The 20530-nt window shown below is 65.4% G+C and carries 16 protein-coding genes; 9 read left to right on the top strand and 7 right to left on the bottom strand.

The genetic code is table 11. The annotated features are described in order from the left end of the window. Positions 1-79 precede the first annotated feature (79 nt). The 3 genes from G7Y85_RS08455 to can form a co-directional block, all read right to left on the bottom strand. Positions 80-610 (bottom strand): DUF4124 domain-containing protein, encoded by a 531-nt coding sequence (locus G7Y85_RS08455; RefSeq protein ID WP_166254880.1) that lies wholly within the window; start codon positions 608-610, stop codon positions 80-82. 119 nt (positions 611-729) lie between these two features. Further along, positions 730-2139 (bottom strand): glutamate--ammonia ligase, encoded by a 1410-nt coding sequence (gene glnA / locus G7Y85_RS08450; protein ID WP_166254877.1) that lies wholly within the window; start codon positions 2137-2139, stop codon positions 730-732. A gap of 134 nt (positions 2140-2273) precedes the next feature. Then, on the bottom strand, positions 2274-2933 hold the full coding sequence (gene can, locus G7Y85_RS08445) for a carbonate dehydratase (RefSeq protein ID WP_166254874.1): 660 nt from the start codon (positions 2931-2933) through the stop codon (positions 2274-2276). 96 nt (positions 2934-3029) lie between these two features. On the opposite strand from can, the gene glyQ reads away from it, so the two are divergent. Both glyQ and G7Y85_RS08435 read left to right on the top strand, forming a co-directional pair. Further along, positions 3030-3956 (top strand): glycine--tRNA ligase subunit alpha, encoded by a 927-nt coding sequence (glyQ, locus tag G7Y85_RS08440; RefSeq protein ID WP_166254871.1) that lies wholly within the window; start codon positions 3030-3032, stop codon positions 3954-3956. 7 nt (positions 3957-3963) lie between these two features. Next, complete coding sequence (locus G7Y85_RS08435) at positions 3964-4602, top strand: glutathione S-transferase family protein (RefSeq protein ID WP_166254868.1); 639 nt, start codon at positions 3964-3966, stop codon at positions 4600-4602. A gap of 49 nt (positions 4603-4651) precedes the next feature. On the opposite strand, the gene katG is transcribed toward G7Y85_RS08435, so the two are convergent. Continuing rightward, the gene (gene katG / locus G7Y85_RS08430) at positions 4652-6892 is read right to left on the bottom strand and encodes a catalase/peroxidase HPI (RefSeq protein ID WP_166254865.1); all 2241 of its coding nucleotides are present in this window, start codon (positions 6890-6892) and stop codon (positions 4652-4654) included. A gap of 138 nt (positions 6893-7030) precedes the next feature. Next, positions 7031-7168 (bottom strand): hypothetical protein, encoded by a 138-nt coding sequence (locus G7Y85_RS08425; RefSeq protein WP_166254862.1) that lies wholly within the window; start codon positions 7166-7168, stop codon positions 7031-7033. Between the two features lie 182 nt (positions 7169-7350). On the opposite strand from G7Y85_RS08425, the gene glyS reads away from it, so the two are divergent. Both glyS and gmhB read left to right on the top strand, forming a co-directional pair. Then, complete coding sequence (glyS, locus tag G7Y85_RS08420; RefSeq protein WP_166254860.1) at positions 7351-9447, top strand: glycine--tRNA ligase subunit beta; 2097 nt, start codon at positions 7351-7353, stop codon at positions 9445-9447. A gap of 528 nt (positions 9448-9975) precedes the next feature. Next, entirely contained in the window at positions 9976-10539 is a 564-nt protein-coding gene (gmhB, locus tag G7Y85_RS08415) for a D-glycero-beta-D-manno-heptose 1,7-bisphosphate 7-phosphatase (RefSeq protein ID WP_166254857.1), read from the top strand. Here the strand turns inward: gmhB and folB are convergent. Both folB and tsaD read right to left on the bottom strand, forming a co-directional pair. Continuing rightward, entirely contained in the window at positions 10518-10892 is a 375-nt protein-coding gene (folB, locus tag G7Y85_RS08410; protein ID WP_166254854.1) for a dihydroneopterin aldolase, read from the bottom strand. The genes gmhB and folB overlap by 22 nt on opposite strands. Positions 10893-10904: 12 nt before the next feature. After that, positions 10905-11954, bottom strand: coding sequence for a tRNA (adenosine(37)-N6)-threonylcarbamoyltransferase complex transferase subunit TsaD (tsaD, locus tag G7Y85_RS08405; protein WP_166254851.1), 1050 nt, complete (start codon positions 11952-11954; stop codon positions 10905-10907). A 111-nt stretch (positions 11955-12065) separates the two neighbouring features. Here tsaD and rpsU point away from each other — a divergent pair, with 111 nt between their 5' ends. The 5 genes from rpsU to G7Y85_RS08380 all read left to right on the top strand — a co-directional run bounded on the left by rpsU (position 12066) and on the right by G7Y85_RS08380 (position 20480). Next, positions 12066-12281 carry a 30S ribosomal protein S21 gene (gene rpsU, locus G7Y85_RS08400; RefSeq protein ID WP_166254848.1) on the top strand — a complete coding sequence of 72 codons (216 nt, stop codon included), beginning with the start codon at positions 12066-12068 and terminating at the stop codon, positions 12279-12281. An 87-nt stretch (positions 12282-12368) separates the two neighbouring features. Continuing rightward, positions 12369-12818: a GatB/YqeY domain-containing protein gene (locus G7Y85_RS08395; RefSeq protein WP_166254845.1), complete on the top strand. Its 450-nt coding sequence runs from the start codon at positions 12369-12371 to the stop codon at positions 12816-12818. A 59-nt stretch (positions 12819-12877) separates the two neighbouring features. Beyond that, entirely contained in the window at positions 12878-14623 is a 1746-nt protein-coding gene (gene dnaG / locus G7Y85_RS08390) for a DNA primase (protein ID WP_166254842.1), read from the top strand. 111 nt (positions 14624-14734) lie between these two features. Then, positions 14735-16636 (top strand): RNA polymerase sigma factor RpoD, encoded by a 1902-nt coding sequence (rpoD, locus tag G7Y85_RS08385; RefSeq protein ID WP_174839752.1) that lies wholly within the window; start codon positions 14735-14737, stop codon positions 16634-16636. A 148-nt stretch (positions 16637-16784) separates the two neighbouring features. Then, on the top strand, positions 16785-20480 hold the full coding sequence (locus tag G7Y85_RS08380; RefSeq protein ID WP_166254839.1) for an EAL domain-containing protein: 3696 nt from the start codon (positions 16785-16787) through the stop codon (positions 20478-20480). Positions 20481-20530: the final 50 nt, after the last annotated feature.

The raw sequence follows: 20530 nt of genomic DNA, 5'->3' as shown, positions 1-20530 counted from the left end.
AGCGAACGCAAGATGCAGGCCATGGGCGAAGCGCCGGCACAGGGCGGCGGAGCAGCCAGAAAGGCACCAGTTTAGTGCGTTATGGCTGTTTTGGTGCGCCGCTCGCCAGCCTGGTGCCGGCGATCTGGAAGTTCGCCGGCGTCGAGCGTGCGACCTCGGCGCCGTGCTCGTCGAGCAGTACGATCTGCAGCGCGTGCGAACCTGCCGCCAGCGACGGCAGCTGGATACTCAGCGCATCGACCGGACCGCTCGTGACCGCGTGCCCATCTACCTGATAAACAAGGTGAAAGCCCTGCACCAGTGCCGGCATCACGCTGGCCGCGGCGACCAGTGGTGCACGGCCCGCTTCGATCCGCTGATCGGGCGTCGGCGACTCGACACGCACGGCAAAGCGTGCTGCCGCCCGCAGGACTTCCGGCGAATAGAACATCGCGTGCCGGGTAGGCGTGCTGGTGGCGAGCGGCCCGAGGCGGATCGGTTTCGCGTGCCGGTCCGGTGCACGATCGCTGTAATGCACGACGCCATTGGCGTCGGTATAGCGATACACGGCGTCGTCCGCGACAGCGGCCCCTGCGAACAGGCAAAGCAAAAGCGAGAGTGCCCCCTTCATGCCGGCAGCGTAACGCAGCGCGCGCAAAAGAAAAGCCCCGCCGTTTCCGACGGGGCCTTTGACTGCTTCCAACGCAGAGCCAGCCGCGAGCGGGGCTGCTGCCGGCAGCCCCGGACTCGCTACATCGAGTAGTACATGTCGAACTCGATCGGATGCGTGGTCATGCGGAAGCGCGTGACTTCCTGCATCTTCAGTTCGATGTACGCATCGATCAGATCGTCCGTGAACACGCCGCCCTTGGTCAGGAACTCGCGATTCTTGTCGAGGCTTTCCAGCGCCATGTCGAGGCTGTGGCAGACGCGCGGAATCTTCTTGTCCTCTTCCGGCGGCAGGTGGTACAGATCCTTGTCCGCGGCTTCGCCCGGGTGGATCTTGTTCTGGATGCCGTCGAGACCGGCCATCATCATCGCCGCGAACGCGAAATACGGGTTGGCCAGCGAGTCCGGGAAGCGCACTTCGATGCGACGACCCTTGGGGTTGGCCACGTACGGAATGCGGATCGACGCCGAACGGTTGCGCGCCGAGTAGGCGAGCATGACCGGCGCTTCGAAGCCCGGCACCAAGCGCTTGTAGCTGTTGGTGCCCGGATTGGTGAACGCGTTGATGGTTTTGGCGTGCTTGAGGATGCCGCCGATGTAGTACAGGGCAAGCTCGGAGAGGCCGCCGTACTTGTCGCCGGAGAACAGGTTCTTGCCGTCCTTGGCCAGCGACTGGTGGACGTGCATGCCCGAGCCGTTGTCACCGACGATCGGTTTCGGCATGAAGGTCGCCGTCTTGCCGAACTGGTGAGCGACGTTCTGCACGACGTACTTGAGCTTGAGGACCTCGTCGGCCTTCTTGGTCAGCGTGCCGAACTTGACGCCGATTTCGCACTGGCCGGCGGTCGCGACCTCGTGGTGATGGACTTCGGTCGGCATGCCGACCTCTTCGAGCGTCGAGCACATCGCCGAGCGGATGTCCTGCAGACCGTCGACCGGCGGCACCGGGAAGTAACCACCCTTGACGCCCGGACGATGGCCGGTGTTGCCTTCGGCGTAGTCGCGGCCCGAGTTCCAGGCGGCGTGCACGGAGTCGATCTCGACGAAGCAGCCCTTCATGCCCGAATCGTGACGGACGGAGTCGAAGATGAAGAATTCGTTTTCCGGACCGAAGAAGGCGGTGTCGGCAATGCCGGTCGACTTCAGATATTCCTCGGCGCGCTTGGCCAGCGAGCGCGGGTCGCGGCTGTAGCCCTGGCCGGTGGCCGGCTCGATGACGTCGCAGGACAACACCAGCGTCGGGTCATCGAAGAACGGGTCGACGAAGGCCGTGGCCGCGTCCGGCAGCAGGATCATGTCGGACTCGTTGATGCCCTTCCAGCCGGCGATCGACGAGCCATCGAACATCTTGCCTTCGGTGAAGAGTTCTTCTTCGATGGTGTGCGCCGGCACGGTAACGTGCTGTTCCTTGCCGCGCGTATCGCAGAATCGGAAATCGACGTACTTGATTTCCTTGTCTTTAATGGTCTTCAGAACATCGTTACCCGACATGGGCCCATCTCCTTAGGGATCAATGAATTTGACTCGCCGGATTTGGCCACCCGACGCGCGCTCAATAACAGCATGAAACATGCCAGACGAAGCCGGCATTTGCATATACGTCATTCGACCCGCCGCTCGACCGCTCAACGGCTGGGGGACAGAATGTAATCCACGGCCCGTTCGTATTCACGCTCCAGCTCTTCGGGGCGTTCCACGGTCATCGACAGGTCGCGCAGCAGGCCGTCCTTGAGCCCGTAGACCCAGCCGTGCAGCGCGAGCGTCTGCCCCCGCGCCCAGGCGTCCTGCACGATCGAGGTCTGGCCGACGTGGCGGACCTGCTCGACGGCATTGAGTTCGCAGAGCCGGTCGTAGCGCTGCTCGTCGTCGGCGATCAGCGCCAGCCTTGCGGCGTGGCGTTCGGCGACCGCGCGGACGTGCCACAGCCAGTTGCCGGCGATACCGCCCAGCGGCGCCGGCGACATCGCCAGACGCACGCCGCCGCAGCCGTAATGGCCGGTGACGATGATGTGTTTGACCTTCAGCGCCTCGACCGCGTACTGCATGACGGCCAGGCAGTTGAAGTCGGTATGCACCACGACATTGGCGATATTGCGGTGGACGAACACCTCGCCCGGCGGCAGGCCGAGAATCTGGTTGGCCGGCACGCGCGAATCCGAGCAGCCGATCCACAGATATTCGGGCAGCTGCTGAGCCGCGAGTCGCTTGAAGAAATCGGGATCCTGGGCGACCTGGTCGCGGACCCACTCCTGATTGCGGGTGAACAACGGTTCGAGCGTGCGCATGGGGCGCGATCATACCGGAGCCGGAATGGCATCGCGGTCAATCGTCGCGATTCGGTGGATTGCTATACTCGCCGCCCTTTTCGCCGTGCTGCCACCATGACGTCCCAGAACTCCCCGAGCTTTCAGGACTTGATCCTCACGCTCCAGAAATTCTGGGCCGGACAGGGCTGCGTGATCGTCCAGCCGATGGACATGGAAATGGGCGCCGGCACCTTCCACTGGTCGACCTTCCTGCGCGCGGTCGGTCCGGAACCCTGGAACACCGCGTACGTGCAGCCGAGCCGGCGCCCGACCGACGGCCGCTATGGCGACAATCCGAACCGCCTGCAGCACTACTACCAGTTCCAGGTGCTGATGAAGCCGAGCCCGGCGAACATCCAGGATCTGTATCTGCAATCGCTGAAGCTGCTCGGCTTCGATCCGCTGACGCACGACATCCGCTTCGTCGAGGACAACTGGGAGTCGCCGACGCTCGGCGCCTGGGGTCTGGGCTGGGAAGTCTGGCTGAACGGCATGGAGGTCACGCAGTTCACGTACTTCCAGCAGGTCGGTGGCCTCGAGTGCAGACCCGTCGCGGGCGAGATCACCTACGGTCTCGAACGCCTCGCGATGTACATCCAGAAGGTCGAGTCGGTCTATGACCTGGTGTGGTCGCGCGACCCGCTCAGCGGTCGCGTCGTCACCTACGGCGACGTCTATCACCAGAACGAGGTCGAGCAGAGCACGTACAACTTCGAGCACGCCGACGTGCCGACCCTGTTCGAGCGCTTCAACAAGGCCGAAGCCGAATGCCAGCGCCTGCTCGCGCTGGAAACACCGCTGCCGCTGCCCGCGTACGAACGCACGATCCAGGCATCACACGCCTTCAATCTGCTCGATGCGCGCGGTGCGATCTCGGTCACCGAGCGGCAGGCCTACATCCTGCGCGTGCGCACGCTCGCCCGCGGTTGCGCCGAGGCCTATTACAAGGCACGCGAAGCGCTCGGCTTCCCGATGCTGGCGAGTCCGGCGCGCGCCGCCTGAGAAAACCGTGCTGCTGATCGGCATGTATGACTCGCCGTTCGTCCGGCGCGTCGCGATCTCGATGCAGTTGCTGGGCATGGACTACGAGCATCGCAACTGGTCGGTGGGTGCCGATCAGGCGCAGATTCGTCGTTACAACCCGGTCGGCCGCGTGCCGACGCTGGTCCTCGATGACGGTGAGTCACTGATCGAGTCAGCCGCCATCCTCGACTATCTCGACGAACGCGCCGGCCCCGAGCGCGCGCTGCTGCCCGCGCATGGTGCCGAGCGTCGACGCGGACTGCAGCTGATGGCGCTGGCCACCGGCGCCGCCGAGAAAGCCGTCGCGCAGCTCTACGAGCACGCCTTCCGGCCCACGGAAAAGCGCCATGACCCCTGGCTGCAACGCTGTCGCGAGCAGATGCACGACGCGCTGGCCGCGCTCGATGCCGCCGCTGCGTCCGTGATCGCGCCGGACTGGCTGCTCGGCGTGCGCTTCAGCCAGGCCGACATCACCGTCAGTTGCGCAACGACGCTGATTCGCGAAGCGCTGGACCTCGATCTGTCGGCTTACACAAACCTGATGCGCCTCGTCGATCGCTGCGAAGCCCTGCCGGTTTTCGCGACGATTCGCCAGCCGTTCTTTACCCCGGAACAGGCGCCCTGAAACGACATCGCCCGGCGCCGTCCGGGACGACGCCGGGCGATGCAGGACATCACGCGCGCAGATCGAAGCGATCGAGGTTCATCACCTTGACCCAGGCGGCGACGAAGTCGGCGACGAATTTCTGCTTCGCATCCGCACTGCCGTAAACCTCGGCGAGCGCACGCAGCACGGCATTGGCACCGAAGATCAGGTCGACCCGCGTCGCCGTCCACTTCGGCTTGCCGGTCTTGCGATCACGGCCTTCGAACGCGTCACCGGCCGGCTTCCATTCCGTGTTCATGTCGAGCAGGTTGACGAAGAAGTCGTTGCTCAGCGTGCCGGGCTTTTTCGTCAGGACACCATGCGCGGCCTGGCCGGCGTTGACACCGAGCACCCGCAGGCCGCCGATCAGCACCGTCATCTCCGGCGCGGTCAGTGTCAGCAGCTGTGCCCTGTCGACCAGCAGCACTTCGGCCGCAACCGTGTACTGGCCCTTCAGGTAGTTGCGGAAGCCGTCGGCGACCGGTTCGAGTACGGCAAACGACTCGACATCGGTCTGCGCCTGCGTGGCGTCCGTACGTCCCGGCGAGAACGGCACCGTCACGGCAACGCCGGCGTCCGCCGCCGCCTTTTCCACTGCCGCACTACCGGCCAGCGCGATCAGGTCCGCCAGCGAGATCTTCTTGCCGGCCTTCGCGGACGTATTGAACTCGGCCTGGATGCTCTCGAGTTTCTTCAACACTTCGGCCAGCTGCTTCGGCTCGTTGACCGCCCAGTCCTTCTGCGGCGCGAGACGGATGCGCGCGCCATTGGCACCACCGCGCTTGTCGCTGCCACGGAACGTCGACGCCGATGCCCAGGCCGTCGACACCAGCTGCGAGACGCTCAGGCCGGATGCAAGCACCTTGGCCTTCAGCGCCGCGACGTCCTGATCGCCGACCAGCTTGTGATCGACGGCGGGAACCGGGTCCTGCCAGATCAGGTCCTCGGCCGGCACTTCCGGACCGAGATAACGTGCGCGCGGCCCCATGTCGCGATGCGTCAGCTTGAACCAGGCGCGTGCGAACGCATCGGCGAACTGCTCCGGGTGCTCGAGAAAGCGGCGCGAGATCTTCTCGTAGGCCGGGTCGAAGCGCAGCGACAGATCGGTCGTCAGCATCGTCGGCCGACGCTTCTTCGATTTGTCGTGCGCATCCGGAATGATCTCGCCGACGCCCTTGGCGACCCACTGGTGTGCGCCCGCCGGGCTCTTGCTCAGCTCCCATTCGTACTTGAACAGGTGATCGAAGAAGTCGTGGCTCCACTTCGTCGGCGTCGTCGTCCACGTCACCTCGAGACCGCTGGTGATCGTATCGCCGCCAATCCCGGTGCCGTGTTTGCTCTTCCAGCCGAACCCCTGCTGCTCGATCGGCGCGGCCTCCGGCTCGGCACCGACCAGCGCCGCATCACCGGCACCGTGCGTCTTGCCGAAGCTGTGGCCGCCGGCGATCAGGGCGACGGTCTCCTCGTCGTTCATCGCCATGCGCGCGAACGTCGTGCGGATATCGTGCGCGGCGGCAACCGGGTCCGGATGGCCTTCCGGGCCTTCCGGGTTCACGTAGATCAGGCCCATCTGCACCGCCGCCAGCGGATTCTCGAGATTGCGGCCGGCCGGCTCGGTGCGGTCCTGCTCGGTGCCGTGCAACTCGGCTTCGGCCACCAGCGTGCCGTCACCGCCCTTGCCGTAGCGCACATCGCCGCCGAGCCAGGTCTTCTCGGCGCCCCAGTAGACGTCCTGATCCGGCTCCCAGGTATCGGCGCGACCGCCGGCGAAGCCGAAGGTCTTGAAGCCCATCGTTTCGAGCGCGACGTTGCCGGCGAGGATCATTAGGTCGGCCCACGAGATGGCGTTGCCGTATTTCTGCTTGATCGGCCACAGCAGGCGACGCGCCTTGTCGAGACTGACATTGTCCGGCCAGCTGTTCAGCGGCGCGAAGCGCTGCTGCCCACGACCACCGCCGCCGCGACCGTCGGCGATGCGGTAGGTGCCGGCGCTGTGCCAGGCCATACGGATGAACAGCGGCCCGTAGTGGCCGAAGTCCGCGGGCCACCAGTCCTGCGAATCGGTCATCAGCGCCGCGAGATCCCGCTTCAGAGCGGGCAGATCGAGATTGCTGAACGCCTTCGCATAGTCGAAGTCCGCGCCCATCGGATCGGACTTCAGGGAATGCTGGTGCAGCAGATCGAGCCGCAACTGTTTCGGCCACCAGTCGCGGTTCGACGTTCCGCCACCGGCGGCGTGATTGAAGGGACACTTGGCTTGATCGGACATTTGTTCTCCACCTTCGACTTTTACGGTTGACGAACACGACTCCGGGGGAAATCGCACTCGCCTGGATGATCCGGGCCTGCTGTCACAACCCGGAACCGCACTGCTCGCCGATGTCCGGTCCGCAGTGCCGACCTGTTGTCAACGCTGGATCACTTGCGTGACCAGCCGGTGACGGACACTCGCGTCGTGGCCGAGATCGGCCGCGACCGCGGCGGCGAGCACCAGCATCAGCGGCACCGTGTATCGGCGGACCGCAGGCGTCGCTTCATGTTTCATCGGCCACTCCAGCGCGTTGACAGGGCCCCTACCGTACGCTCTTGGCTTCAATCATAAAAATTGATTGTTTCTTTCGATACGATAGTCAATGACTGTCGCCGTCGATGCGCGGCCCGGCCGCGCTGTTGGCGCCACCCGCCGAATCCCGGACAATCGCGCGCTCGTTCGCCTGCTCCGCACCCATGTCACGCCTCTTCCTGCTGGAAATCGGAACCGAAGATCTGCCGGCCCGCTATGTCGTGCCGCTCGCCACCGCCTTGGCGCGCGGCATCGGCGACGGCCTGACGCGCCGCAATATCGGCTTTGCCGGCACGCAGACCTTCGCCACACCGCGACGCCTCGCGGTCCTGATCGAGCAGCTCGACGCGACGCAACCCGAGCAGAACATCGAGCGCCTGGGCCCGGCGCTGAGCACCGCGCTCAAGGAGGGTCAGCCGACGCCGGCCGCGCTGGGCTTCGCGCGTTCCTGCGGCGTCGAGTTCGCCGCCCTCGGCGAGAAGGAGGGCAAGCTGCATTTCGCGCAGCGTGTACCCGGCAAGCCGACGGTCGAGCTGATTGCCGACATCTTCGAAGAAGCTCTCAAGCAGATGGACGCACTGGTGCCGAAGCGCATGCGCTGGGGCAGCAGCGACGAAACCTTCGTGCGTCCGGTGCAGTGGCTGTGCTGCCTTTACGGCACCGATGTCGTGCCGCTGCGCCGCTATGGCCTCGACAGCGGCCGTCTGACCTACGGACATCGCTTTCACGCGCCGGCCGCGATCTCGCTCGCGTCGCCGGACGTCTATGTCGAGTCCCTGCGCGCGGCGCACGTCTGGGCCGATATCGCCTCGCGCAAGACCGAAATCCGCAGACAGATCGAAACGCAGGCGGCGGCGCTCAAGGGCCACGCGCGCATCACCGACGATCTGCTCGACGAAGTGACCGCGCTGGTCGAATGGCCGGTCGCGATCACCGGGCATTTCGAGGAGCGCTTCCTCGAACTGCCGCCGGAAGTGATCGTCGCCACCGTCGAGACCAACCAGCGCTACTTCACGGTCTTCAGCGACGCCGCGCAGACGCAGCTGACCAACGCCTTCATCACCATCAGCAACATCGAGTCGCGCGATGTCGCACAGGTCATCACCGGCAACGAGCGCGTCGTGCGGCCGCGCTTGAGCGATGCGCTGTTTTTCTGGCGGCAGGATCTCAAGCAGCCACTCGCCGCCTATGGCGCGGCGCTCGAAACCGTGACTTATCAAAAGGATTTGGGCTCATTAGCACACAAGGGAGCCCGCGTCCGCGCGATGAGCAGTCACGTCAGCAGCTTGTTGTCCGCCTCGACGCATAAAGTAGATTTCGTCAGCGATGTAGCTGCGGATGCCGGCATAGCCGCCAGCCTGTGCAAAAACGACCTCGTCACGAAGATGGTGTTCGAGTTCCCCGAGCTGCAGGGTCTGATGGGCGGCTACTACGCTGCTAAATCCGGCGAGTCGCCTGCGGTCGCGGCCGCCATCCGCGAGCACTATCTGCCGACCCAGCAGGGCACGCCGATCCCGTCGACGCGCGAAGGCCAGATCGTCGCGCTCGCCGACAAGCTCGACACGCTCGCCGGCATCTTCGCGATCGGCCAGAAGCCGACGGCCAGCAAGGACCCGTACGCGCTGCGTCGCGCCGCGCTCGGCGTGCTGCGCATCTGCCTCGAGGCCGGGCTGCCGCTCGATCTCGAGGAAATGCTGGGTTATGCCCTCGAGCTGCAACCGGCCGGCAAGCGCGACGCCACCACGCTCGGCGAACTGGTCGCGTTCGTGCAGGAACGCCTGCGCGCATTTCTCGTCGGCCAGATCGTCGACGGCCGCGCGATCGGCGGCGAAACCTTCGAGGCGGTACGCGCGCTCGACATCCGCCAACCGCTCGATTTCCAGAAGCGCCTGCATGCGGTCCACGCCTTCGCCGCCCACGCCGCTGCAGCCAACCTTGCCGCCGCCAACAAGCGTGTGCGCAACATTCTCAAGCAGGCTGGCGATGTGTCCGGCGCAATCGATGCCTCGCGTTTCGAACATGCCGCCGAGAAGCAGCTGTTCGCCGCACTCGAAATGATCGAGGCACAGAACGTGAAGACCGGCGACTACACGCAGCAGCTCGTCAATCTGGCGGCGCTGCGCGAACCGGTCGACGCATTCTTCGACGGCGTGATGGTGAACGCCGACGATGCAGCCGTGCGCAGCAACCGCCTCGCACTGCTCGGCAAGCTCGATGCGGCCTGCCGGTCGGTAGCGGATCTGTCGCAACTACCGGGCTGATCCGGCGCGTGATCCATCGATGATAAGGGGCTCGATCCGGCCTTTCGTTCCGCGCTGCGGCGCGGGTTTCTTTTCTTTGCGTGTCCAAAGAAAAGAAACCAAAAGAAAGGACACCCCTGGCTTACGCGTCCCGGCCCTCGCCAGAGGCTCGGGCGTTCGTCGGGGCGGATTGCCATTTAGGCAATCCGCTTGTTCCCGACTCACCCCTGCGATGCTCGAACGGCAGGCCGTGCCTGAAACTCGCGCTGCTCCGCAGCGCTCAGACAGTCAGGCCAGGACGGCCGGCCAAGTCGTCGTCGCGGCAGGACGCCGCGTCGGCGACGCTCCCGAGCACGTGAGCAGCGCAGGGCACTCCGCAAAGCGGAGTGCGGCCCCAGGGGTGTGCTTTCTTTTGCATACTTGTTCTTTGCACAAGCAAAGAAAAGTAAGTCGCGCCGCAGCGCGAAACCAAAGGGAGGATCGAGCAACAACCCCGCAAAGGAGAAGCGCCCTGACACGCACGCCTTCCCGAAGCGCTAGAGTTGCCGCATGAAACTCGTCATCCTCGACCGCGACGGCGTGATCAACGAAGACTCGCCGCGATACGTGAAATCGGTCGCCGAATGGCAGCCGATCCCCGGCAGTCTCGAAGCGATCGCGCGCCTGAGCCAGGCCGGGTATCGCGTGTTCGTCGCGAGCAACCAGTCCGGTCTCGGTCAGGGCCTGTTCGACTACGACGCGTTCAGTGCGATGAACGATCGCATGCAGACACTGCTCGCCGAAGTCGGCGGACGCATCGACGGAATCTTCTTTGCGCCGGACCACCCGCAGCAGGCAACCGCCCAGCGCAAGCCGGCGCCGGGCATGCTGCTCGATCTGGCCAAGCGCCTCGGCCTCAATCTCGAGGAAGTGCCGTCGGTCGGCGATTCACTGCGCGACATTGAAGCGGCGCGTGCGGCGGGCGCGCGGCCGGTGCTGGTCCGCACCGGCAATGGCCGCCGGACCGAAGCCGAACACGGCCCATCGCTGCGCGGCATCGCCGTCTACGACAGCCTCGCGGATTTTGTCGTAGCGCTGCTGACCGGCGCCGATCAGCGCCCGCAGACGGCGTAGTCCTCGCGGCGGCGGTCGATTTCGATGCCGACCGCCTTGACGCCGGCAACGGCGCCCGGCTTGTCGATCGCCAGTTTCAGACTCAGGATCGGATAGCTGTCGAACAATGCACGCGCGATTTTCTCGGCAAGGGTTTCCAGCAGGCCGGGCTGTTCCTTGCCGGCGACGCGGCGCACGGCCTGCGTGACCGCATCGTAGTCGACGGCGTCGCGCACCTGATCGCTGGCCGCGGCATCGCGGGTATCGACCCCCATTTCCAGATTCAGGATCAGCGGTCGCGGCAACTGCCGTTCCCAGCCATGAATGCCGATGATGGTTTCGATTTCCAGCCCGCGGATAAAGACTTTGTCCATGCGTTCCAACGATCAGGCAGCGGCTTCGGGAGTGCGCAGTTCGGCAAGCGGCCAGCGCGGCGTCGTGAACAGCGCGCCATCCGGGGCGCGACCCTGCGCACGACGTGCCCAGCCGGCATAGGCGATCATCGCACCATTGTCGGTGCAGAACGCCTGGCGCGGGAAGAACAAGTCGAACCCGTCGCGACGTGCACGCTCGGCGAGCTTTTCGCGCAGACGCAGATTGGCGCCGACGCCGCCGGCGACCACCAGCTGCCCGTAGCCGCTCGCCTGCAGCGCGCGTTGGCACTTGATCGCCAGCGTATCGGTCACGGCTTCCTGGAAGGAGGCGGCGAGATCGGCCTTGTCCTGCTCGTCCGGCGTTTGCGGCAGCGTCGTCAGTACCGCGGTCTTCAGGCCGCTGAAGCTGAAATCGAGGCCGGGGCGGTCGGTCATCGGCCGCGGAAACTTGTAGCGCCGACCGTCGCCGCGTTCGGCCAGTCGCGCGAGTTCGGGGCCGCCCGGATACGGCAGGCCGAGCAGTTTCGCGGTCTTGTCGAACGCCTCGCCGACCGCATCATCGAGGCTTTCACCCAGCAGTTCGTAGTCGCCCACGCCACGCACCGCTACCAGCAGGGTGTGGCCGCCCGAAACCAGCAGGGCAACGAACGGAAAGGTCGGCCGCCGTTCTTCCAGCATTGGCGCGAGCAGATGCGCTTCCATGTGGTGGACCGGAATCAGCGGCAGGTCCAGCGCCGTCGCCAGCCCGGCCGCAACCGAGGCGCCGACCATCAGCGCGCCGATCAGGCCCGGCCCGGCGGTGTAGGCGATGCCGCCCAGGTTCGCCGGCGCGAGTCCGGCCTCGTCGAGCACGCCGCGGACCAGGCCGTGGATGCGCGCCACGTGATCGCGCGATGCCAGCTCCGGCACGACCCCGCCGTACTCGGCGTGCAGGCGGATCTGGCTGTACAGCACGTGCGCCAGCAGACCGCGCTCGCCGTCATAGATCGCGCAGGCGGTCTCGTCACAGGAGGTCTCGATGCCGAGCACGGGGCGGTTCGGCGGAACAGGAGGCGCAGGCATTCGCGCATTGTACGGGAGCGTTTGCGCTGTTCGTCATCGCAAGCTAGAATCGCCGCCCCTTGTGGGGCCTCACGGCCTTTTTTTGCCAAGATTCAATAGAGAGTGATCTGAATGCCTTCCGTTCGCGTTCGCGATAACGAGCCTTTCGAAGTGGCGCTGCGCCGCTTCAAGCGCACCTGCGAAAAGGCCGGCGTGCTGACCGACCTGCGCAAGCATGAGTACTTCGAGAAGCCGAGCCAGGAACGCAAGCGCATGCGCGCTGCTGCGGTCAAGCGCCAGGCGAAGAAGGTCCAGCGCGAATCGAACCGCCGGATCCGCCTGTTCTAAACGGCGGTCGCGGTTTCGCGGCACCCTACGACCCCGGCCTCAAAGACCGGGGTTTCGTTGTTTGTGTGGCTTGAGCGGAGAACGCAGATGTCCGACCTGAAAACGCGCGTCTACGACGACGTCAAGACGGCGATGAAAGCCGGCGAGAAAGAGCGCCTGGCGATGCTGCGCATGCTGACCGCCGAGCTCAAGCAGCGCGAAGTCGTCGAGAGCACCGAGCTGACCGATGCGGTCGTGCAGAGCGCGGTCGAGAAAATGATCAAGCAGCGGCGCGATTCGGAAGCCCAGTTCCGCAACGGCAATCGCCCGGAGCTGGCCGACAAGGAAGCGCGCGAGATCCAGATGCTGATGGCGTACCTGCCGCAGCAGCTGACGGAAGCCGAAGTCGTTGCGTTGGTGAAGCAGGCGGTCGGCGAAACCGGCGCCGCCAGCGGCAAGGACATGGGCAAGGTCATGGGCTGGCTCAAGCCCAAGGTCCAGGGGCGTACCGACATGGGCAAGCTGTCGGGCCTGATCAAGGCGCAGCTGCCCGCCTGAGTCGGCGCGGCCTGCCTGCTCAAGATTGCCGGCTGCAGAGTCCGTAAACTGCGGCGCTCATGGCCGGCCGCATTCCCGATTCCTTCATTCACGATCTGCTCGCACGAACGGACATCGTCGAGCTGATCGGTTCGCGCGTGGAGATCAAGCGCGCCGGCAAGGAATTCAAGGGACTCTCGCCGTTCACCAGCGAGAAATCGCCGTCGTTCTTCGTTTCGCCGCAGAAGCAGATGTTCTTCTGCTTTTCGTCCGGCAAGAACGGCACGGCGATTTCCTTTCTCATGGAGTACGACCGCCTCAGTTTCGTCGAGGCCGTCGAGGAACTGGCCAGGCGCGCCGGCGTCGAGGTGCCGCGCGAAGGCGGCAACGAACCGCGCGTGGTCATGGACGGTCCGCTCGATGCGCTGGCCGCCGCCCAGCGCTATTTCACCGAACGCCTGCGCCACGCGCCGGCCGCGATCGAGTACCTGAAGAAGCGCGGCGTCAGCGGCGATACCGCGAAGCGCTTCGGCATCGGCTACGCACCGGACAGCTGGGACGGCCTCACCCAGTTCCTGAAGGACACCCGACACGCCGTCGATGCCGGTCTGCTGATCGAGCGCGACGGCCGCGACGGCGCCTACGATCGCTTCCGCAACCGCGTGATGTTCCCGATCCGCGATACGCGCGGCCGGGTGATCGGCTTCGGCGGCCGCACGCTTGCCAACGATCCGGCCAAGTACCTGAACTCGCCGGAGACGATGCTGTTCCACAAGGGCCGCAACCTCTACGGCCTGTACGAGGCCCGCACCGCGACCACCGGCGCGCTGCCGTATCTGATCGTCGTCGAAGGCTACATGGACGTGGTGATGCTGGCGCAGCACGGCATCACGCAGGCGGTCGGCACGCTCGGCACCGCGACCACGCGCGAGCATGTGCAGCTGCTGTTCAAATCGACCGCGAAGATCGTGTTCTGCTTCGACGGCGATCGCGCCGGCCGCGCCGCCGCCTGGCGCGCGCTCGAGCAGGTGCTGCCGGAAATGCAGGAAGGCCGCGAATGCGTGTTCATGTTCGTGCCCGACGGCCAGGACCCGGACAGCTGGGTGCAGGAAGTCGGCGCCGCGGCGTTCCGCGCGGCGCTCGATGAAGCGGCATCGCTGACACAGTTCCTGCTCGAATCGCTGATCAGGCAGGTCAATCTCGGCTCCCTGGAGGGCCGCGCGCGGTTGATCGCGCTGGCGCGTCCGCACCTCGACAAGCTGCCGGCCGGCGCCCTGCGCACCCTGCTGGTCGACGAACTCGGGCGTCGCGCGCGGCTCGGCCGCAACGACATCGAATCAATGCTCGGCGCGCCGAAAGCGGCGCCGGCGCCGGTTGCGGAGAACGGGGCAGTGCAAGCGCCGACGCCCGGCACTTCGCGACCCGTCCGGCGTGCGATGCAGCTGCTGCTGGAACGGCCGGCGCTGGCGGAAAGCGTCGATCACATCGAGTTGCTGGCGCAGGCCGGCGTGCAGGGCATCGAGATCCTGATCGAGGCGATCGACTATTTCCATGCGCATCCGGGTGCGCATGCCGCGCATCTGGCCGAAGCCTGGAAGGACACGCCGAAAGGGCGCGGCGTCGCGCGCCTGCTGAGTCAGGATCTCGGGGTCGGCGACGACACGCTTGAAATCGAGTTCCGCGACGCCATTAACCTGTTGACGTTCAAGGCGCTCGAGACTGAAACCACGCGCCTGCTGGAGGAATCGCGGCACCGCGAACTGACGCGCGCCGAGCTCGGCATCATCGACTCCTTCCATCGGAGCCGCCCGCCCCGATCGCGCTGACGATCGCATTCATCCGCGGCATTTTTGCAGGGCTGCCGGTATAATAGTCAGTTCCGCGCTTACCGCCGCACCGTGCCAAGTCCTTTGGCGCCGCTACACGAAGAGTACCGCATGGCCAACACGAACCACTCCGAAAAGATCGACAAGCTCGCCCTGGCGATCGAGAAGCAGGTGCAGAAGCAGTCGCAGATCAAGGTCCTGATCGCGCTCGGCAAGGAGAAGGGCTACCTGACGTACGCCGAGGTGGCGGACCATCTGCCCGAGATCGTCGATACCGAGCAGATCGAAGACATCATCAGCATGATCCAGGCCATGGGCATCAAGGTCCATGAGGAAGCGCCGCAGGAAGACGAGCAGCTGTTCTCGGAGCCGGCCGTCGTTGCCAGCAACGAAGAAGAAGAAGACGCCGCCGAAGAAGCGGCCGCGGCGATCGCGGCGCTCGATGACCAGTTCGGTCGCACCACCGACCCGGTGCGCATGTACATGCGCGAGATGGGCTCGGTCGAACTGCTCGATCGCGAAGGCGAAATCCGCATTGCCAAGCGCATCGAGGAAGGCCTGAACGAAGCGATGTTCGCGATGGCCCAGTATCCGGAAACGGTCGCGATCCTGCTCGAGTCCTACGAGAATTCGAAGATCGGCAAGAAGCGTCTCGCCGACATCATCACCGGCTTCATCGATCCGAATGCCGCCGACACGCCGCCGCCGCCGCCGCCGGTCGCACAGGTCGAGGAAGAAGACGAGGACGAGGACGGCGAGGACGGCGACGGCGAAGAGGAAGAAGCCGTCGACACCGGCCCCGATCCGGTCATGACCGCCGAGAAGTTCGCCGAAATGCAGGCGCTGTACGACAAGGCCTGGGACTCGCTGCTCAAGCTCGGCTCGGCGCATCCGAAGACGCAGGCCAGGCGCGAAGCGGTGGCGTCTCACATCATGACGCTGAAGCTGTCGCCGAAGATCGTCGACGAGATCACGCAGAACCTGCGCGCCAAGATCGACACCGTGCGCCAGACCGAGAAGTCGATCATGCGCATCTGCGTCGTCGACGCCGGCATGACGCGCGAGGAATTCATCAAGATCTATCGCGAGAGCAACGGCGCGACCAGCCCGGAGTGGATCCAGAAGCTGATCCGCGCCAAGCGCAAGTATTCGTCCGAGCTCAATGCCCGCCAGGAAGAGATCTACGCGCTGCAGGAACAGCTGCGCAAGATGGAAGGCGACAACCTGGTTTCGCTCGACGAGATCAAGGACATCAACCGCCGCATGAACGTCGGCGAGGCCAAGGCCCGCCGCGCAAAGAAGGAAATGGTCGAGGCCAACCTGCGCCTCGTGATCTCGATCGCCAAGAAGTACACGAACCGCGGCCTGCAGTTCCTCGACCTCATCCAGGAAGGCAACATCGGTCTGATGAAGGCGGTCGACAAGTTCGAATACCGCCGTGGCTACAAGTTCTCCACGTACGCGACCTGGTGGATTCGTCAGGCCATCACGCGTTCGATCGCCGACCAGGCCCGCACCATCCGCATTCCGGTGCACATGATCGAGACGATCAACAAGCTCAACCGCATTTCCCGGCAGATGCTGCAGGAGATGGGCCGCGAGCCGACGCCGGAAGAACTCGCGCAGAAGATGGAAATGCCCGAGGACAAGATCCGCAAGGTACTGAAGATCGCCAAGGAACCGATCTCGATGGAAACGCCGATCGGCGACGACGAGGATTCGCATCTCGGCGACTTCATCGAGGACACCGCCGCGGTCTCGCCGCAGGAATCGGCGACCTCGCAGTCGCTGTCCGAGGCCACGCATCAGATCCTCGCGTCGCTGACCCCGCGCGAGGCCAAGGTGCTGCGCATGCGCTTCGGCATCGACATGAATACCGACCATACGCTGGAAGAGGTCGGCAAGCAGTTCGACGTGACCCGCGAGCGCATCCGCCAGATCGAAGCCAAGGCACTGCGCAAGCTGCGCCACCCTTCGCGGGCAAATTACCTGCGCAGCTTTCTGGACGAGTGACCATTCCGCGGGATTGCGGGGATTGCCGGCGGCAGTCCTGATCGTGCAAGCCGGCAGCTGACCGACGGCGCGGTCCGTCGGTGAACCGGCTGTTGTTCCGGCAGGGCCGCGCCTCATACTGTGCGGAAACTTTCAGTGTGGGCGAAGCATGTCTTTGCGGCGGGGTCCGGCACCTGCTTCGGTCTCATCGGGACATTCCGGCGCGCTGCGCACGGACCTTGCGATCCTGCTGGTCGCCGCGGCCTATTTCGCCAGCGGACGGATCGGCCTGCTGCTCGCGATTCCGCCCGGCTATGCAACGGCGGTCTGGCCCGCGTCCGGGATCGCGCTGGCCTGCATCCTCGTCCTCGGCCGCCGGGTCTGGCCCGGCGTCTGCGCCGGCTCGTTCCTGATCAACGTCTGGACGTCTCTCGATCCTTCGGCCCCGACTGCGCTGCTGCGCTCGCTGCTGCTGCCCGGCGTGATCGCCTGCGGCGCGGCCGCGCAGGCCTTGATCGGGGCCGCGTTGATCCGGCGTTTCGTGCAGCATCGCAACATTTTCGAGCAGGAATTCGACGTCATCCGCCTGCTCGCGCTCGGCGGCCCGCTGGCCTGCCTGACGGCGGCAAGCATCGGCGTCGGCAGCCTGTGGCTCAGCGGCCAGATCGACAGTGGCGCCATCCTGTTCAGCTGGTGGACCTGGTGGAGCGGCGACGTCATCGGCGTGCTGGTGTTCACCCCGGTGGTGCTGGTCTGGGCGGTTCGCCCCTATCGGCTGTGGCTGCGCCGACAGCTCGCGATCACCTTGCCTTTGCTGATGCTGTTCACGCTGGTCGTGACAGTGTTCGTTCTCACCAGCGCGCGCGAAGACCAGCGCCTGCGTTCCGACTTCGACAATGACACCAACCACGCGGGTCAGCGCCTGCAAGTCCAGCTGGACCGCTACACGATGGCGCTCGCGGCCTGCGCCGGCCTGTTCACCAGCTCGGACTCGGTGACGGCTGCGGAATTCGATCGCTACGCCGGCATGCTGTTCGAGCAGACGCCCGGGCTGTTCGCGGTGAGCTGGAACGCCGTGGTCCGCGAAGACCAGCGCGTCACGTTCGAGCAGGACATGCGTCGTCAGGGCTTCGGCGATTTCCGCATCTACGAGGTCGATGCCGGTGGCCGGACGGTACCGGCCCTGGCCCGTCCGGAGCACATCGTCGTGACCTATGTGCGCTACTCGGCACCGGCGCTCGGCGCGCAGGGTCTCGATGTCAGTTTCAATGCCGATCGTCGCAACGCTTTCCTGCGCGCCGCACAGACCGGCAGCCCGGTGGCGACACCGCAACTGAAGATCATCGGCGATCTGCGCTCGGTAGACGGCCTGTTGATGGTGCTGGCCGTTCGCAAACACGAACGCGTGCTCGGCTATGCGACGCTGGTCGTGCGTTCGTCCGACCTGTTCGACGCCATGCTGGGCGAGCTGTCGGCAAACGGCATCGGTCTGCGTGTCGTCGACCACAGCGGTGACACGCCGCAGCTCATGTTCGAGGCCGGCGCCGCGGCGGATGGCGATCGCAGGGCGTTGCGCCGCACATCGGAACTGCACTTCGCCGGCCGCAACTGGACCCTGCAGTACTCGCAACCGGGTTCCTATCTGGTTGGCCACAGCACCTGGCAGGCCTGGCTGGTACTGGCAGGCGGCATGCTGCTTACCGCCTTGCTGGGCGTGCTGATGCTGGTCATGGTCGGGCGCAACGCACGCATCGAGCGACTGGTACGCGAGCGCACAGGCGAGCTGATGGCCAGCGAGGAGCGCTTTCGCAGCCTGCTGGAATCGGCCCCCGACGCCATGGTCATCGTCGCCGCCGACGGCCGCATCGTGCTCGTCAATTCGCAGACCGAAAGCCTGTTCGGCTACACGCGCGAGGAACTTCTGAGCCAGCCCGTCGAACTGCTGCTGCCACAGCGCTTCCACGAGGCCCATCCGGTGCATCGGGCCGGCTATGCGAAGCTGCAACGCGCCCGCCCGATGGCGGAAGGCAAGGCCCTGTGCGGAAGGCGACGCGACGGCAGCGAATTCTTCGCCGAGGTGTCGCTGTCGCCACTGCTGCTGGGACAGGAGCATGTGGTGACAGCGGCGATTCGCGACGTCACCGGGCGCAAGCAGGCCGAAGACAAGCTCAACCGCGCGCATTCCGTGCTGGCCGCGACGCTGGAGTCGACCACCGACGGCATCGTCGTCGTCGACCTCGGCGGCAGGATGCAGCACTTCAATCGCAATTTCGTCGAGATGTGGGGCCTGCCCGAGTCGGTCGCCGCCGGCGGCAGCGACGCGGCCGCGCTCGACGCCGTGTTGCCGCAACTCCGCAATCCGCAGGCCTTCATCGACCGCGTCAGGGAGCTGTACGCAGACCGCAACGCCGAGAGTTTCGATCTGATCGAGCTCAAGGACGGACGCGTCTTCGAACGCTACTCGCGCCCGCAGGAGGTCGGCGGCGAGATCGCCGGCCGCGTCTGGAGCTTTCGCGACATCACGCAACGGCGCTCCAGCGAAGCGCGCATCCGTCATCTCGCACAGCACGACGCGCTGACCAATCTGCCGAACCGCAGCCTGCTGTCCGAGCGCCTCGAAAGCGCCATCAGCAGCGCCGGCCGCGGCGGGCATCAGCTTGGCGTCATGCTGCTCGACATCGACCATTTCAAGCGAATCAACGATTCACTGGGCCACGAGACAGGCGATGAGCTGTTGCAGGTGATTGCCAACCGCCTGCGCGAGTGCACCCGCAAGACCGACACCGTCGCCCGTCTGGGCGGCGACGAGTTCGTGGTGCTGTTGAGCGATATCCGCGATCGCGGCGACGTCGCTCACGTTGCCGGCCACATCGTGCGCGAGCTGTCGCTGCCGATCCATCTCGGCACACACGAACTGAGCGTGACGCCGAGCATCGGCGTCAGCACCTATCCGGACGATGCACGGGACGCGACGGGACTGATCAAGTGCGCCGACATGGCCATGTACCACGCCAAGTCGCGTGGCCGCGGCAACTGGCAGTGGTATCACCAGGACCTGCTGCGTGCCAACGAGGAACACCTGTCGCTCGACAGCGCCCTGCATCGCGCCATGGAGCGCAACGAACTGTCGCTGCACTATCAACCGGTGCTGGCGATCGGCAGCGGCCGCATCGTCGGCATGGAAGCGCTGCTGCGCTGGAACCATCCCGAGCGCGGCCCCCTGCTGCCGAGCAGCTTCGTCGGCATCGCCGAGGAGTCCGGACTGATCGTGCCGATCGGCGAATGGGCCTTGCAGACCGCCTGCCGCGAAACGCATCTGCTCCAGCAACAGACCGGCGTACCGCTGATGCTGGCCGTCAACGTGTCGCCGCGCCAGTTCCGGCAGCAGGACCTGGTGAAGCGGGTCAGCGCGGCGCTGAATGCCAGCGGGCTGTCGGCTCACAGTCTGACGCTGGAGATTACCGAAAACCTGCTGCTTGTCAGCCGCGACGAAACCATCGCCACCCTGCAACAACTGCGCGAGCTGGGCGTGTCGATCGCCATCGACGACTTCGGCACCGGCTATTCGAGCCTGTCGTATCTCACCCGCTTCCCGGTCAACAAATTGAAGATCGACGGCTCCTTCATTCGCGATCTCGCCGAGGACTCGCGCGATGCCGCCGTCGTCAGCTCCATCATCGCCATCGCGCGCAGCCTGCAGATGACGGTAGTCGCCGAGGGCGTGGAAACGCCCGGCCAGCTCGCCTATCTGCGCGAACGCGGTTGCGACGAAGTGCAGGGCTTCCTGGTCAGCGAGGCCGTCCCGTACGCTGCATTCGCGGCAACCATGGACGAAGTGCAGCGCCGCGGCAGCTCGCCGACCTGAGTCCGCCTGCAGCACGAAAAAGCCCCGCCGAAGCGGGGCTTTTCGTTGTC

This window comes from Solimonas terrae (assembly GCF_011067135.1).
GTDB classification, from domain to species: Bacteria; Pseudomonadota; Gammaproteobacteria; order Nevskiales; family Nevskiaceae; genus Solimonas; species Solimonas terrae.
Note: the sequence above shows the minus strand (reverse complement) of the source record. Positions and strands in the feature narration are given on the sequence as shown.